Source organism: Plantactinospora sp. B5E13 (genome assembly GCF_039871775.1).
GTDB lineage: Bacteria > Actinomycetota > Actinomycetes > Mycobacteriales > Micromonosporaceae > Plantactinospora.
In genome coordinates this window covers 109,062-124,185 of record NZ_JBDPLT010000011.1, presented here as the reverse complement: position 1 = coordinate 124,185, position 15,124 = coordinate 109,062, and the positions used below count along the sequence as shown (strand labels likewise).

The window sequence follows — 15,124 nt, the reverse complement described above, 5'->3', positions numbered from 1 at the left end:
AGGCACATCCGCGGGAACTCCCGTCCCCGGTCCGTCGGGCGGACGCGACCGGGATCGGCGCCGCCCGGATCAGCGGGATCAGGCAGCACCGGACCTCACCGGACGCGCTGGCCGCGAACGGTGGGAACGGGAGGTGGGAAAACCGGATCGGCCTGAACCGCAGCGAACGGAGCTGCGGTTACCGGACCGAGCGGCGGGCCGAGGGTGCTCGCGGACGGGGTCGGCCGGCCGCGTCCGGGTCGAGCTGCCGGGGCGTCCGGAACCGACGCGAACGGTGCCGCAGCGCCACGCCGTGGCGTACCAGGTGGCCGCCGGAATCGCGATCGGACGGCAACCAGCCGGCGGAAGCGGCGAGCAGCAGCGCCGTCGCGGCGGCCATCGCGGCGCCGGCCAGGGACTCGACGGCCTGGCCGGTCGAGGTGCCGATGCCGGGCGCGTCGACCTGCAGGAGCAGGTAGCCGACCCAGCCGAGCAGCAGCACCGGCCAGCACAGCAGGGCTGCCGGCCGGCGCAGCGGCGAGGCCGTCCCGCCGGGCTGACCCGCCCGGCCGGACGTCAACCTCGGTCGGGTCGCCGGCACGCCGCCAGGCTAGCCGGCGCCGGCAAATCGACACCGCCAGATGCGTTCGGCGCACTCGGACGTCCGTTCGCCGCTCCGACCGGCAACTCGGTGGGCAGCATCGATCCGTTCCGCATTAAATCGAAAGTTATTGATTGAAGAGTTGGGAGGAGCGGGTCGTGACCACGACAATTCGCCGGGTCGCCGGCGTACTACTCGCCGCCGTGATGGTGACGGTGGCCGTCCTGACGTACACCGTCGACCATGTGCGGGCGGACTCCGGGGTGAAGGTGATGCCGCTCGGTGACTCGATCACCGACGGCTTCAACGTGCCCGGCGGATACCGGATCGACCTCTGGCAGAAGGTGGTGGCCGGCGGCTACGCCGTCGACTTCGTCGGCTCGGGCACGAACGGGCCGGCCAGCCTCGGTGACCGCAACCACGAGGGCCACTCCGGCTGGCGGATCGACCAGATCGACGCCAACATCGTCGGCTGGCTGAACACCTACCAGCCCCGGACGATCCTGTTGCACATCGGCACCAACGACATCTCGCAGAACCGCGACCTGCCGAACGCCCCGAACCGGCTCGCCGCGCTGATCGACCGGATCACCACCACCGCGCCGCAGACGAAGCTCTTCGTGGCCACCATCGTCCCGCTCTCGTTCGCCGACGCGCAGGTACGCAGCTTCAACGCGGCGATACCGCAGATCGTCCGGAGCCGGGCGGACGCCGGCCGTCAGGTGTACCTGGTCGACATGTACTCCGCGCTGACCACCGCCGACCTGGCCGACGGTGTGCACCCGAACGCGACCGGCTACAGCAAGATGGCCACCACCTGGTACAACGCACTGCTGGCCGTACCGGGCAGCCTGACCGAGGGCGGTACCCCGACGCCGACGGCGACCCCGACGCCGACGGCGACCCCGCCGACCACCGGTCCCACGCCCCCGCCGACCACCCCGCCAGCGACCACTCCCCCGGCCACCGCCGGCTGCACCGCCGCCGTCTCGCTGAACTCCTGGAACGGCGGCTTCGTGGCCACCGTACGGGTCACCGCCGGCTCGTCCGGCACCACCGGCTGGACGGTCGGCGCCACCCTGCCGTCCGGTGCCGCCATCTCCAACTCCTGGAACACCGAGCGCAGCGGCAACAGCGGCGCGGTCACCTTCACGAACGTGAGCTACAACGGTCGGATCGCCGCCGGGCAGTCCACCGAGTTCGGCTTCCAGGCCAGCGGCAGCGGGACAGGCATGACCCCGACCTGTACCGCCCGCTGACCGGACCGGGCCGGAAAACCAGGGCGGGCCAGCACGGTCGGCACCGCGTGGCCCGCCCGGTCACCGCCGGCACCGGACAGTACGGGACGGTCGGCCACGACGGTGACGATCCGGCCGGAACGGCCGGCGCAAACGCCCTCACCAATCGTGACCGCCCAGCGTTTCCCACCGGCTCTCAGCGGGGTACACACCAGCCAGACCGACGCGGGTCACGCGACGGCCGCGGAAGCGAACGACCGACAGGCGGTGGGTTCGATGGTTGGTGGGGTGGCGGCGCAGGCCCGTCCGGTGCACGACGTCCTCGGCGGACCGGCGGAAACAGCTGAGATGGCAGAGATGGCAGAGACAGCCGAGACGGCAGAGGCGGCAGAGGCGGCCCGGACCGCTGGGTCAGCGGAGGTGCCGGGGACGGCCGACCGGTCGGAGGTCGATTGCGACCTGCTGACGGTCGGGGTCGAGGAGGAGTTTCTCCTGGTCGACCCGGCCACCGGCGAGGCGGCCCCGGCGGTCGAGGCGGTGCTGGCCGAGGTGCCGGACGAGCTGCGCGGCCAGGTCCAGCGTGAGTTCCAGACCAGCCAGATCGAGATCGGCACCCCGCCGGGACTGGACCTGGCCGCCCTGCGGCACTCCCTCGGCCTGCTCCGGACCGGGCTCGCCGACGCCGCCGAGGCCGCCGGCACCCGACTGGTGGCGGTCGGTACGGGTCCGGTCGCCGGGCCGATGCCGCCGGTGGTGGAGAACCCCCGGTTCGACCGGATGATCGAACGGTACGGGCTGGTCGTACCGTCGCCGGGGGTCAACGGCATGCACATCCACGTCGGAGTCCCCGATCCGGAACTCGGCGTGCAGGTGCTCAACCATCTCCGCCCCGCCCTTCCCCTGCTGCACGCGGCCACCGCGAACTCACCGTTCTACGCCGGCCGGGACACCGGATACGCGAGCTGGCGGTCGGTGCTCTGGGAGCGCTGGCCCTCGGTGGCGCCGACCCCCTGGCTGGAGTCGCACGCCCACTACGAGCGGCTGGTCGCGAAACTGATCGAGACCGGGATGATGCTCGACGAGGGCATGCTCTACTGGTACGCCCGCCTGTCGGCCAACTACCCGACCGTCGAGATCCGCATCGGTGACGTCTGCCCGAGCCTGGACGACACCATCCTGATCGCCGCCCTGGTCCGGGCCCTGGTCGACACCGCGCTCACCGACATCGCCGCCGGACGGCCCGCACATCCGGTGCCGCACCACCTGCTGGCCGCGGCGCACTGGCGGGCCGCGCACGACGGTCTCGAGGGACTCGCCGTCGACCTGGACGGCCACGGCCTGCGGCCCGCCTGGCAACTGCTGCGCCGGCTGGTCAACCGGCTCCGGCCGGCCCTGGAACGGCACGGTGACCTGGCCGTGGTCACCGCCCTGCTGACCCGGTTGCAGGCGCACGGCACCGGCGCCGCCCGGCAGCGCGCCGCGTACGCCCGCCGGCAGGAGTTCTCCGACGTACTCGACGACCTGATCCGGCGGACCCGGGACACCGCCGACCATGGCTGACCGGCTGGTGGTGATCGGCGGTGACGCGGCCGGGATGTCGGCCGCGTCCCAGGCCCGACGCCGCCGTGGCCCGGACGAACTGGAGATCGTGGCGTTCGAACGGGGCCACTTCACCTCGTACTCGGCCTGCGGCATCCCGTACTGGGTGGGTGGGCAGGTCAGCAGGATCGACGACCTGATCAGCCGGGATCCGGACACCTTCCGGAACGAGTACCGGATCGACGTCCGGACCCGGCACGAGGTGACCGCGATCGACCTGGACCGGCGCGAGGTGGTGGCCCGGAACATCGACGACGGCGGGCGCGAGGTCCGGGAACCCTTCGACCAACTGGTGTACGCCGCCGGCGCGGTTCCGGTCACCCCGGCGTGGGCCCGGACCGACGCGGCCGGCGTCTTCGGGGTACAGACCCTCGACAACGGTGCCGCGCTGCTGGACTGGCTGACCCAGGATCCGCCGCCACGACGGGCGGTGGTGGTCGGCGGCGGCTACATCGGCGTCGAGATGGCCGAGGCACTGATCCAGCGAGGGCTGACCGTGACCCTGGTCGAACGGAGCCCGGAGCCGATGTCCACCGTGGACCCGGACATGGGCGTACTGGTCCGCGAGGCGCTCTGCGCGCTCGGGTTGGACGTCCGCAGTGGCGCCAGCGTCACCGGCCTGCAGAGTCGCGACGGGCGGGTCGTCGCCGTGCACACCGACGCCGGCACGTTCCCGGCCGACGTGGTGGTCCTCGGGATCGGGGTACGCCCGAACACCGGGCTCGCCGCCGGGGCCGGGCTGCCGCTCGGCCCGACCGGGGCGATCCGGGTCGACCTGCGGATGCGGGTGATGGGCCAGGACGGGATCTGGGCGGCCGGCGACTGCGTGGAGTCGGTGCACCGGGTCTCCGGTCAGCCGGTCTTCGTACCGCTCGGCACCCACGCCAACAAACAGGGCCGGGTCGCGGGGATCAACATCGGCGGCGGGTACGCGACCTTCGCCGGGGTGGTCGGCACCGCCGTCACCCGGGTCTGCGACCTGGAGGTGGGCCGGACCGGGCTGCGCGAGCGGGACGCGGCGGCGGCGGGCTTCGAGTTTGTCACCGCCCGGGTGGAGTCGACGAACCGGGCCGGCTACTTTCCGGGCGCGGAGCGGATGACGGTGAAGCTGATCGCCGAACGGCACACCGGTCGGCTGCTCGGGGCCCAGATCGTCGGCCGTTCGGAGGCGGCGAAGCGGATCGACGTACTCGCGGTGGCGCTGTGGAACCGGATGACGGTGGAGGAGATGGCGAACCTGGATCTCGGCTACGCGCCGCCGTACTCCCCGGTCTGGGATCCGGTGCTGGTCGCGGCCCGGAAGGCCGCCGCCGAGCTGCGCTGATCCGCCGTCCGGCGGAGCCCGGGAATGGCGGCACGCCGATATGCTGGGCAACCGTGACGCTCGAACCACGCGACGATCCCGACCGGGTACGCGTCTCCGACCGGGAGCGGGAGCAGGTGGTCGAGCTGCTCGGCCGGGCGGCGGCCGAGGGACGGTTGACCCTCGACGAGTACGCGGACCGGGCCGGCGCGGCGCACGCCGCCCAGACCCGTGGTGAGCTGGCCCGGCTCACCGACGACCTTCCGGCGGAGCTGCCGGCCGCCCGGCTGCCCGTCCAGCGTCCCGGCGCGACGCTGGCTGGTCCTGAGCCGGAGCGGCTGATCGCCATCTTCGGCAACGAGTCCCGCAAGGGACACTGGTCGGTCCCGGCCCGGCTGGCCGCCCGGTCGGTCTTCGGCGACTGTCACATCGAGCTGCAGGACGCCCAGCTGCAGTCCCCGGTGACCCGGATCGAGGCGACCGTGGTGTTCGGGTCGGTGACGGTCTTCGTACCGGAGGGTGTGGACGTCCGGCTGACCGGCAGCGCCGTCTTCGGCAGCAAGGAGTCGAAGCTGCGCGGTGGGCCGCCGCCGCCCGGCGCGCCGGTGTTGGAGATCAACGTCCGGGTGGTCTTCGGCTCGGTGACGGTACGTCCCCCGACACACCACTGACGGCGGGGCCAGCGCGCCGGTGCTGACGGCGCTCCCGTCGGCGTCCCGGTGTGACCTCTCCGGAGAAACGCCCTGTTCCCCCGGGTGGGCAACGGCACCGCCGGTGCCCGTGCCCGGCATCGCCGAACGCGCGGCATGACCCGGACAAACCTCTTGACACCAGGACCCCTTGGTTAGATGGTTAGTTACATGAGTAGTGAACCAGGGAAGCGACGAGAGCCGGGGCCCGCGCCCGGCGTCGCGTCAGCTCCGGCCGGGGCGCGGTGATGGACGACGGGCGGCCGATCTTCCTGCAGATCGCGGAACTGATCGAGAACTCGATCATCGACGGCACGCTCGCCGAGGAGAGCCAGGTGCCCTCCACCAACGAACTCGCCGCCTTCCACCGGATCAACCCGGCGACCGCCGGCAAGGGCGTCAACCAGCTGGTGGACGACGGAATTCTCTACAAGAAGCGAGGTATCGGGATGTTCGTCGCCACCGGAGCCCGTACCCGGCTACGGGACCGGCGTCGCGAGGAGTTCGCCCAGCAGTTCCTCCACCCGTTGCTGACCGAGGCGCACAAGCTCGGCATCAGCGCCGACGAGCTCAAGCGTTTGATCGATCGATGGGAGCAGGGGCGATGAGCACGGTGGTGGACGTCCACGACGTCACCCGGCGGTACGGCGACGTGACCGCCCTGGACCAGGTCAGCTTCTCGCTGGCCGAGAACCGGATCCACGGCCTGCTGGGCCGCAACGGCGCCGGCAAGACCACCCTGATGCAGATCCTGACCGGTCAGAACTTCGCCACCAGCGGCAGGCTCACGGTCTTCGGCGAACCGCCGTACGAGAACGAGAAGGTCCTCTCCCGGGTCTGCTTCATCAAGGAGAGCCAGACGTACCCCCAGCACTTCAAGGTCCGGCACGCCCTGGACGCCGCCCGGCTGCTCTTCCCGCACTGGGACGAGGAGTTCGCCGCCACCCTGCTGGCGGACTTCCGGCTACCGCTGGGTCGGAAGATCCGCAGACTCTCCCGGGGCATGCACTCCATGCTCGGCATCACCATCGGGCTCGCCTCCCGGGCTCCGCTGACCCTCTTCGACGAGCCGTACCTCGGACTCGACGCGGTGGCCCGGCACCTCTTCTACGACCACCTGCTCACCGACTTCGCCGCACACCCCCGCACCGTCGTGCTCTCCACCCACCTCATCGACGAGGTCGGCGACCTGCTGGAGAACGTGCTCCTGCTCGACAACGGCCGGCTCCTGCTCGACACCACCGCCGAGGCACTGCGGGGCCAGGTGGTCACCGCGTCCGGCCCGGTCACCGCGGTCGACACCTTCGCCGCTGCCGCCGAGGAACTGCACCGCGAGTCCCTCGGCCGGTACGCCCGGGCCACTTTGCGCGGCAGCTTCGGCCCCGCCGAACACCACCGCGCCCGGGAACTCGGCCTCGACGTCGAGCCGGTCTCGCTCCAGGACATCGTCATCCGACTCACCACCGCCCGGGCCCGCCGCGCCGACACCCGGCCCGACCTCGACACCGCACCCGGCGACGCCGGCCACACCACCCGGGAGGCAGCCCGATGAACCGCATCGGCAGCGTCGTCCGACTCCAGCTCGTCGGCTGGCCGAGCAGCCTGGGCGGAGCCTGGGTGCTGCTCACGCTCATCTTCCTGGTCAACCTCGGGCTCTTCGTCGCCATCGGTGACATCGGCGACATGACCGAGAGCGGTCCGCAGACCGGCGCGGTGATCTCGATCTACATCATCATGTTCGTCGGCGGCCTCACCACCTTCACCCAGGTCTTCCCGTTCGCCCTGGCGCTGAGCGTGATCCGGCGCACCTTCTACGCCGCCTTCGCGCTGCTTCTGCTGGGCCAGTCGCTGGTCTTCGGCCTGCTGCTCACCCTCTGCAAGCTCGCCGAGGACGCCACCGGCGGCTGGGGCATCGGGATGACCTTCTTCGGCGTCGGCCCGCTGAACCAGGACAACCCGCTGCTCCAGGTTGTCGTCTACGCGGTGCCGTTTGTCGTGCTCGGCTTCCTCGCCGCGTTCCTCTCCATCAGCTACCTGCGCTGGGCGATGACCGGCATGTTCGTGCTCACCGCCAGCTCCGTGGTGGTCTTCGGCGGACTGATCGTGCTGACCACCTGGCAGGACTGGTGGGGCGCCGTCTGGCGCTGGATCACCGAGCAGCCGGACGCGCTGCTGGTCGCCGGCTGGCCGCTGATCCTCGGCGCGCTCGCCGCCGGTGCCGGCTACCTCACCATCCGTCGCGTCACCGCCTGAGCGGTGCAAGGAAGGGGCCCCTGTCAACGCGTTCGGTAACGCAAGGCTCCCTGCTGACTCATGCGGCCGGGCGGACCGGCTGACAGGACGGACACCAGAACAGGTTCCGCCCCACCAGGTCGGCCCGGAGGACCGGGCCGGCACAGACGTGACACGGTTGGCCGGCACGGCGGTAGACGTACACCTCGCCGCCGTGCCGGTCGACCCGGGGCGGCCGGCCCATCGCCTCCGGCAGGTGCTCCGGACGTACGGTGTCGATCCGGCCGGACGCGACCGCGAGCACCATCAGCTCCCGCAGATCGACCCAGATCCGCGACCACTGTTCCGTGGTCAGCGACCGGCCGGGAGTTGTCGGCGGCAGACCGGCCCGGAACAGCGCCTCGGTCACGAAGATCAGCCCGGTGCCGGCCACCACGGACTGGTCGAGCAGCAGCGCGAAGAGCGGGGTCGGGCTGCGCCGGATCCGGGCGTACGCGGCGTCCGGGTCGGCGTCGGCCCGTAACGGGTCCGCCCCCAGCCGGGCCCGCAACGCCTCGACCTCGGGTGGGGTAAGCAGGTCGCAGGCGGTCGGACCCCGCAGGTCGAGCCAGTGCAGGTCGCTGGTGAGCCGGAGCCGTACCTGACCGACCGGGTCCGGCGGCTCCCCGTCACCGTCGGCGAACTTGCCGTACAGCCCGAGGTGCACGTGCAGGATCTGGCCGCCGTCGTAGTGGTGCAGCAGATGTTTCCCGTACGCCTCGGTCCGGTCGAGGACGGTGCCGGAGAGCAGCGCGGCGCCCTCGGTGAACCGACCCTGTGGGCTGCTGGCCAGCACCTTGTCCCCGGCGAACAGCTCGGCGTGCCGTGCCGCCAGGCGATGGACGGTGTGACCCTCGGGCATGTCACCAGCCTAGCCAGCGCCGACCGGGCGACCGGGTCAGCCTCGCCACGGTGGCCCAGCTCAGGACTGCCCGACAGCTCAGGAGCCCGGCTGGCTGATGTTGACCATCCACGGTACGCCGAACCGGTCCACGCAGGCGCCGAACTCGTCGCCCCACATCTGCCGCTCCAGCGGCACCGAGACGACGCCGTCGTCGGCGAGCTCGCGCCAGTAGCCACGCAACTCGTCGCCGTCGTCCCCGCTGAGGCTGACGGTGATGGTGTCGCCCGGACGGTGGGACATCTCCGGCGGCGTGTCCGAGCCCATCAGGGTGAAGCCGCTGTCGGTCTCCAGCATGGCGTGCATGATCTTGTCTGGCTCGACGGTGCCCTCGGCGCCGAACTCGCCGAACGTGGTGATCCGCAGCGAGCCGCCGAAGACCCGCTGGTAGAACTCCATGGCCTGCCGGGCGTTGCCGTCGAAGCTGAGGTACGGGTTGAGTCGGGTCGGCACGGGTGCTCCCTGGTCCGTGAACGGGGTCGTCACCGGGACCAACGAGTCAGCGGGCTGACCGGAGACCGGCGATCCGGTCCGCCGGCCACCTGTGTCGCCTGCGGCCGTACCGACCCGGACTCCCGTACCGGGTCCCTAGGCCGGCGTCGCAGCCGGCTCGCCGAGTGAACCGAGCGCGTGGGCGAGCAGCCGACGCACCTGCCCGTCCGGGTCGGTGGCCCGGGTGAGCAGCGGTGCCACCGCGTCCCGCCGCCCGGAGTAGCCGAGCGCACTGACCGCGCTGCTCCGGACGCTCGCGGCGACGTCGTTCAACCCGGCGACGAGGACCGCGAAGGCCCGGTCTTCGGTGGAGAGGCCGCCGAGCGAGCCGAGGGCGACAGACCGGATCTCCGGGTCGGGGTCGACCGCCGCCGACGCCAGCAGGTCCAGATCCGCCACGTCGACCACAAAACCGAGGGCCCACAGCCCTTCCCGGCGGCGGGTCGGGTCCGGGTCGGTCGCGTACCGGAGTACCACCGACCGGGCCACCGCACGGTGCCCCTGCAACAGGTCGACGATCTCTGCCGCCAGGCTGTCCTGGTCGTCGCCGAGGTCCCGGGCAGCCGCGTCGAGCAGGATCGGCAGGGCCTCGGGGCCGAGCAGACCAGCCAGAAGCTGTGCCATCAGGTCCCGGCCGTAGAAGTTGCGGTCGTCGAGGAACGTCAACAAGGCCGCCCGCGCCCGGGGCACGAGGCCGCGGTCCCCACTCGCCACCAGTGCGTCGACGACCGCCATGGCTTCGCCGAAACCGTCGTCACCGTCGTCGGGCAGGTCGTCGCCATCGGTTTCGTCGTCAACCAGGCCACCGTGCCGGATGAGCCGTTCCAGTGCTGCTGCCGTGTCCGTCACGCCGCCAGCCTGTCAGACCGGTACGACGCGCCGTTCCCCGTACCGAGCCGACACCCGCCGCCGCCCCTGACCACGCCGCCATCGCCCTGAACCGCACCGCCGTCGGTCAGAGACGCAGACCGAGATAGGTGAGCAGCCCGGGGTCGACGACGTCGACGACGTGGAACCCGAGACGGTCGTAGAAGGCGCGGGCCGCCCGGTTCTCACTGAGCATCCCAAGGTGGACACCGGGAGCACCGGCCCGGCGCAGGGCGTCCGTGAAGGTATCGATCAGCTTTCGCCCCCAGCCGGCGCGCTGGTGCTCCGGCAACAGGTCGATGTGCAGGTGCGCCGGGTAGTCCGCCAGGTCCGGCAGGATCATCCGCTCCGGGGTGTGCAGCAGGTGGGCCATCACCTCGTCCGGGTTACCCGGCTCGCCCGCCGGCGCCGGGTACCGGTCGCCGACCAGGGGCAGCCACTCGGCCCGGAACCGCCGGACGAAGACGGCGGTGTCGGCGGTACCGAGCACGTAGCCGACCGCCCGCCCGTCGTCGTCCACCACGAACGCCAGTTCCGGCTCCAGGTGCGTGTACGGGTGGGCGAAGATGTTCGGCAACACACCCGGGTCGACGTACGAGCCGGAGGCGTCCTGCCCCGCGTCGGCGGTACGGATGCAGATCTCGTGGACGGCGTCCCGGTCACCGGGCTGGTAGGGCCGAATGTGCACGAGCGGACCCTACCTGCCCCGGTGCCGTCCGGCGGTACCGTCCGGGGGCGGTGCCGTACCGCCGCTTGAAGGCGTTGCCGAAGGCGAACTCGGAACCGTAGCCGACCTGGGCCGCCACCACGTTGAGCGGCGCGTCGGATTCCCGGAGCAGTCGGGCCGCCAGCGTCATCCGCCACCACGTCAGGTACGTCAACGGCGGCTGCCCGAGCAGCGCGGCGAACCGACGGGCGAACGGGGCCCGGGAGAGTCCCGCCTCGGCGGCCAGCGTCGCGACCGTCCAGGGCCGGGCGGGTTCGCCGTGCATGGCCCGCAACGCCCTGGACACCACCGGGTCGTTGAGCGCCGCCGCCCACCCGGTGCCGACCCCGGTGGCGGCCTGCTCGTCGAACCAGGTGCGCAGCAGGTAGACCAGCAGCGTGTCGAGCAGGGCGGGCACCAGCGCATCGACGCCGAGCCGGGGCCGGAGCAGTTCGGCGGCGAGCAGTTCCACGGCGGCCCGCAACTCGGGATGCCGGCCCAGGTGGGCCGGGAGGTGGACCAGGTCGGGCAGGTCGTCCAGCAGCGGATGGACCCGGGACGGCTCCAGTTCGTACGCCCCGCACAGGGTCACGGTGGCTGGGGTGTCGTCGCCGGGGACCGGGACACCGACGGTGTCGACGACCGCGGTGCGGGCGGCGACGGCCGGGTCCCGGGGGTCGCACGCGGGGGCGGTGAGCGGCGTCGACGGACTGTCCACGAGCGCGTGACCCCGGCCGTGCGGTTGGAACAGCACATCCCCGACGGCCAGCGAGAATCCACCGGTACGGGGACGCCTCCGTGATCCGCCTCGACGACGTGCCGGTACCGACGCCCGGCCCGGGTGAGGTGCTGATCCAGGTTGCCGCGACCTCGTTCAACCCGTCGGAGGTCGGACTGCGGCGTGGCCTGCTCCGCGCCGTCTTCGCGCTGGACCTGCCGTACACGCTCGGGGTCGACGTGGCCGGCACGGTGGTCGCGGCCGGCCCGGAGGTGGCTACCCACAAGGTCGGGGACCGGGTCGTCGGCCGGGTCGACTCGGGTGGCACGGCGGCCGAGTACGCCGACGCCGACGCCGTCGTCCCCGCCCCGCGGACGGTTCCGTTGGCGCACGCCGCCGCCCTGCCGATCGCCGGGCTCACCGCCTGGCAGGCGGTGTACGAGCACGCAGACCTCCACCCCGGGCAACGGGTGCTGGTCAACGGGGCGGGCGGCGGGGTCGGCGGTTTCACCGTGCAACTCGCCGGCCGGGCCGGTGCCCGGGTCATCGCCACCGCCAGTCCGCGCAGCGCGGACACCGTACGCCAGCTCGGCGCCGACCAGGTCGTCGACTACACCGGCACCGCCCTCGACAGGGCGCTGACCGGGCCGGTGGACGTACTGCTCAACCTGGTCCCGATCGACCGGACCCGGGCTGCGGAACTGCTCCGCCTGGTTCGGCCGGGTGGCCGGCTGGTCTCCGTCACCGTCCCGGTCGAGGCCCCCGCCGAAGGCCTCGTGACGACCACCCACCTCGTCACCCGCAACGAGCCGGCGCAGCTCACCGAACTGGTGAAACTGGTCGACTCCGGCGAACTCCGACTCGACATCGCCGCGTCCCGTCCGCTCGCCGACCTGGCCGGGGTGCACCGGGACGCGGAGGCAGGCCGGATGAGGGGCAAGACGATCCTCGTTCCGTGACGGCGTACGGGGTGTCCAGCCGTTCCGGCTGCCCGGGAGGGTGGGCCCTGGCACCGACCCGGCGCAAGTTCTGCACCATTCAATGTCTGGATCGGAACAACTCTGTGAAATAACATGACCGGCACTCACCGCGTCGTCCCACCCCCGACCAGAGACGAGTCACGCGATGCCCCAGCAGACGAGTGCAGTGCCGAACCCCGATCCGGAGTCGACAGACCGACCCGGCCGGACGCTCCGGCGGTCCAGCCAGGTGCTCCGGAAGTCCAGCCGGATCGCGCTGGCCGGCCTACTCACGATCGGCGTCACCGCCGGCGCGACCGCCGGTCCCGCCGCCGCGGCCGGCCACGCCGGGCCGAAGAACAAGCCCGCCCCGGTGGTGACCCGCGCCGGGCTCGACCCGGCCCTGGTCGCCGACCGTGGCGCCACCGTGGACTTCCTGGAACAGGAGGCGGAGAACGCCCGCACGAACGGCAGCGTCATCGGGCCGGACCGGACGGCGTACACCCTGCCGTCGGAGGCGTCCGGCCGGCGGGCGGTCAAACTGCTCCCCGGCCAGTACGTCGAGTTCACCCTGCCGAAGGCGGCGAACGCGATCACCGTCCGCTACAGCATTCCGGACGCGCCGAACGGTGGTGGCATCACCGCGCCGCTGGACGTGACGGTGAACGGCAAGGCCCGGAAGACCATGACGCTCACCTCCGAGTACGCCTGGCTCTACAACCAGTACCCGTTCACCAACGACCCGAACGCCGACCTGCTGCACTCGGACTGGTGGATCACCGAGTGCAGCTGCGTACCGGCGGTTACCACGCCGTACCCGACGATCAGCAAGCCGTTCCGGCCGATGCACTTCTACGACGAGCAACGGCTGCTGCTGGACCGGACCTACCGGGCCGGCGACACGGTACGGCTGACCGCCCCGGTCCGCAGCAACGCGGCCTGGACGGTGGTCGACCTGCTCGACTCCCAACTCGTCGCGCCGCCCAAGGTACGACTGCTCGCCGTGAACGTCCGCGCCCTCGGCGCCGACCCGACCGGGCGGCGGGACTCCGCCGACGCCTTCGACCGGGCGATCGCCGTCGCCCAGCGCACCCGGCTCAAGGTGTACGTGCCGCCGGGGACGTACCAGGTGAACCGGCACATCATCGTCGACAACGTGACGATCGAGGGTGCCGGCAACTGGTACACGATCATCAAGGGACGTTCGGTGGCGCTCGACGAGCCCGCCCCGGACGGCTCGGTGCACACCGGGGTCGGCTTCTACGGCCGGGATGCGGCGGACGGCGGCAGCCGCAACGTCCACCTCGCCGACTTCGCCATCTCCGGCGACGTACGGGAGCGGATCGACACCGACCAGGTCAACGGCATCGGCGGGGCGATGAGCGACTCCACCATCAGCCGCCTGCACATCCGGCACACCAAGGTCGGTATCTGGTTCGACGGGCCGATGGACAACGTCCGGGTCACCGACAACATGATCGTCGACCAGATCGCCGACGCACTGAACTTCCACACCGGGGTCACCAACTCGGTGGTGCACAACAACGTCATCCGCAACACCGGCGACGACGCGCTGGCGATGTGGTCGGAGAGGACCGCGAACGCCGGCAACACGTTCAGCCGCAACACGGTCCAGTCGCCGACCCTGGCCAACGGCATCGCCATCTACGGCGGTAGGGACAACACCGTCTCCGGCAACCTGGTCGCCGACCCGGTCCGGGAGGGCAGCGGGCTGCACGCCGGATCCCGGTTCGGCGCCGAGCCGTTCACCGGCACGCTGCGATTCACCGACAACACGGTGGTGCGGGCCGGGACGTACGAGTTGAACTGGAACATCGGGCTCGGCGCGATCTGGCTCTACGCCCTGGACCGGGACATCAACGCGGACGTCCGGGTCACCGGCGACCACTACCTGGACAGTACGTACAACGCGATCATGCTGGTCAGCGAGTGGTCGGTGAAGGATCTCTGGTCGATCACCGGGGTGCGGTTCAAGGACATCCGGGTCGACGGGACCGGCACCTCGGTGGTCAGCGCCCGGGTCGCCGGGTCCGCCTCGTTCGAGAACGTGGACGCCCGCAACGTCGGCGCGGTCGGGGTAAACAACTGCGGCTCGTTCCACTTCCCGCCGACCGGTTCGGAGTTCACCCTCGTCGACCTGGGCGGCAACGACGGCGGCGGTACGACCGGCCGGTGGCTGGCGCCGTGGCTGCTGCCGAACACCATCACCTGCGACGACCGACCGCCGGTGGTGGTGCCGCCGGCGCCGGCGCCGTGGTGACCGTTCGCTGACCGCGAATTCACTGGCCCTTCCGTCAGGTTGACTTGACGTCAAGTCAGCCTGACGGAAGGCTGGGGGCATGGCGATCACCCCCGACGAACTCGAACGCCAGCACACCCTGCTCACCGCCGCGGCCCGGTTCGACCAGCTGCGGATGCGGGACACGCTGGCCCCGGCCCACCCGGACCCCGACGATCAGGACACTCCCGACCCTGACCAACCCAGACCGTTGAGCCGCGACGAGGCCCTGGAACTGCTCGCCCTCGGCGAGGTCCTGATCCGGAAGGCGGCCTACGGGCGGCAGCTCGCCGTCCGGACCGCCCGGGCCACCGGTGCCTCCTGGACCCAGGTCGGTGCGGCCCTCACCGTCAGCAAACAGTCCGCCTGGGAGACCCACCAACGCTGGCTCGTGGAACAGGAACCGGCCGGCGACGAGGCGGCAATCGGCGCCCGCGGCGGCGACCACCACCTCGCGGCACGGCCGGACCGCGCCGAGGGGGCGTCGTCATGACCGCCCCGA

The 15,124-nt window shown here is 71.7% G+C and carries 16 protein-coding genes; 10 read left to right on the top strand and 6 right to left on the bottom strand.

Going from position 1 to position 15,124, the window contains the following annotated elements:
• Positions 1–178 precede the first annotated feature (178 nt).
• The gene (locus tag ABGB05_RS13100) at positions 179–580 is read right to left on the bottom strand and encodes a DUF6412 domain-containing protein (protein WP_347653523.1); all 402 of its coding nucleotides are present in this window, start codon (positions 578–580) and stop codon (positions 179–181) included.
• Positions 581–786: 206 nt separating this feature from the next.
• Between ABGB05_RS13100 and ABGB05_RS13095 the strand changes: the two genes are divergently transcribed.
• The 7 genes from ABGB05_RS13095 (at position 787) to ABGB05_RS13065 (ending at position 7,662) form a co-directional block, all read left to right on the top strand.
• Positions 787–1,839: a GDSL-type esterase/lipase family protein gene (locus ABGB05_RS13095; protein WP_347653592.1), complete on the top strand. Its 1,053-nt coding sequence runs from the start codon at positions 787–789 to the stop codon at positions 1,837–1,839.
• Positions 1,840–2,166: 327 nt separating this feature from the next.
• Positions 2,167–3,378, top strand: a complete 1,212-nt coding sequence (locus ABGB05_RS13090) for a glutamate--cysteine ligase (RefSeq protein ID WP_347653522.1) — start codon at positions 2,167–2,169, stop codon at positions 3,376–3,378.
• Positions 3,371–4,741: an FAD-dependent oxidoreductase gene (locus ABGB05_RS13085; protein ID WP_347653521.1), complete on the top strand. Its 1,371-nt coding sequence runs from the start codon at positions 3,371–3,373 to the stop codon at positions 4,739–4,741. The genes ABGB05_RS13090 and ABGB05_RS13085 overlap by 8 nt, the downstream gene beginning before the upstream one ends.
• Positions 4,742–4,794: 53 nt before the next feature.
• Positions 4,795–5,391 (top strand): DUF1707 domain-containing protein, encoded by a 597-nt coding sequence (locus tag ABGB05_RS13080; protein ID WP_347653520.1) that lies wholly within the window; start codon positions 4,795–4,797, stop codon positions 5,389–5,391.
• A 266-nt stretch (positions 5,392–5,657) separates the two neighbouring features.
• A complete protein-coding gene (locus tag ABGB05_RS13075) occupies positions 5,658–6,017 on the top strand; it encodes a GntR family transcriptional regulator (RefSeq protein WP_347653519.1) in 360 nt (119 codons plus the stop codon).
• Complete coding sequence (locus ABGB05_RS13070) at positions 6,014–6,961, top strand: ABC transporter ATP-binding protein (RefSeq protein ID WP_347653518.1); 948 nt, start codon at positions 6,014–6,016, stop codon at positions 6,959–6,961. The genes ABGB05_RS13075 and ABGB05_RS13070 overlap by 4 nt, the downstream gene beginning before the upstream one ends.
• Positions 6,958–7,662 carry a hypothetical protein gene (locus tag ABGB05_RS13065; RefSeq protein WP_347653517.1) on the top strand — a complete coding sequence of 235 codons (705 nt, stop codon included), beginning with the start codon at positions 6,958–6,960 and terminating at the stop codon, positions 7,660–7,662. Before ABGB05_RS13070 ends, ABGB05_RS13065 begins: the two co-directional genes overlap by 4 nt.
• Positions 7,663–7,720: 58 nt before the next feature.
• On the opposite strand, the gene ABGB05_RS13060 is transcribed toward ABGB05_RS13065, so the two are convergent.
• The 5 genes from ABGB05_RS13060 to ABGB05_RS13040 form a co-directional block, all read right to left on the bottom strand.
• Complete coding sequence (locus ABGB05_RS13060) at positions 7,721–8,542, bottom strand: DNA-formamidopyrimidine glycosylase family protein (RefSeq protein ID WP_347653516.1); 822 nt, start codon at positions 8,540–8,542, stop codon at positions 7,721–7,723.
• Between the two features lie 78 nt (positions 8,543–8,620).
• Entirely contained in the window at positions 8,621–9,034 is a 414-nt protein-coding gene (locus tag ABGB05_RS13055; protein ID WP_347653515.1) for a VOC family protein, read from the bottom strand.
• 135 nt (positions 9,035–9,169) lie between these two features.
• The gene (locus ABGB05_RS13050; RefSeq protein ID WP_347653514.1) at positions 9,170–9,922 is read right to left on the bottom strand and encodes a HEAT repeat domain-containing protein; all 753 of its coding nucleotides are present in this window, start codon (positions 9,920–9,922) and stop codon (positions 9,170–9,172) included.
• A 106-nt stretch (positions 9,923–10,028) separates the two neighbouring features.
• Complete coding sequence (locus tag ABGB05_RS13045) at positions 10,029–10,628, bottom strand: GNAT family N-acetyltransferase (RefSeq protein ID WP_347653513.1); 600 nt, start codon at positions 10,626–10,628, stop codon at positions 10,029–10,031.
• Positions 10,600–11,364 (bottom strand): AraC family transcriptional regulator, encoded by a 765-nt coding sequence (locus ABGB05_RS13040; RefSeq protein ID WP_347653512.1) that lies wholly within the window; start codon positions 11,362–11,364, stop codon positions 10,600–10,602. The genes ABGB05_RS13045 and ABGB05_RS13040 overlap by 29 nt, the downstream gene beginning before the upstream one ends.
• Positions 11,365–11,444: 80 nt before the next feature.
• On the opposite strand from ABGB05_RS13040, the gene ABGB05_RS13035 reads away from it, so the two are divergent.
• The 3 genes from ABGB05_RS13035 (at position 11,445) to ABGB05_RS13025 (ending at position 15,115) form a co-directional block, all read left to right on the top strand.
• Entirely contained in the window at positions 11,445–12,323 is an 879-nt protein-coding gene (locus ABGB05_RS13035) for an NADP-dependent oxidoreductase (RefSeq protein WP_347653511.1), read from the top strand.
• Between the two features lie 166 nt (positions 12,324–12,489).
• Positions 12,490–14,604 carry a glycosyl hydrolase family 28-related protein gene (locus ABGB05_RS13030; protein WP_347653510.1) on the top strand — a complete coding sequence of 705 codons (2,115 nt, stop codon included), beginning with the start codon at positions 12,490–12,492 and terminating at the stop codon, positions 14,602–14,604.
• Between the two features lie 79 nt (positions 14,605–14,683).
• Positions 14,684–15,115 carry a hypothetical protein gene (locus ABGB05_RS13025; RefSeq protein ID WP_347653509.1) on the top strand — a complete coding sequence of 144 codons (432 nt, stop codon included), beginning with the start codon at positions 14,684–14,686 and terminating at the stop codon, positions 15,113–15,115.
• The last annotated feature ends 9 nt before the right edge of the window (positions 15,116–15,124 follow it).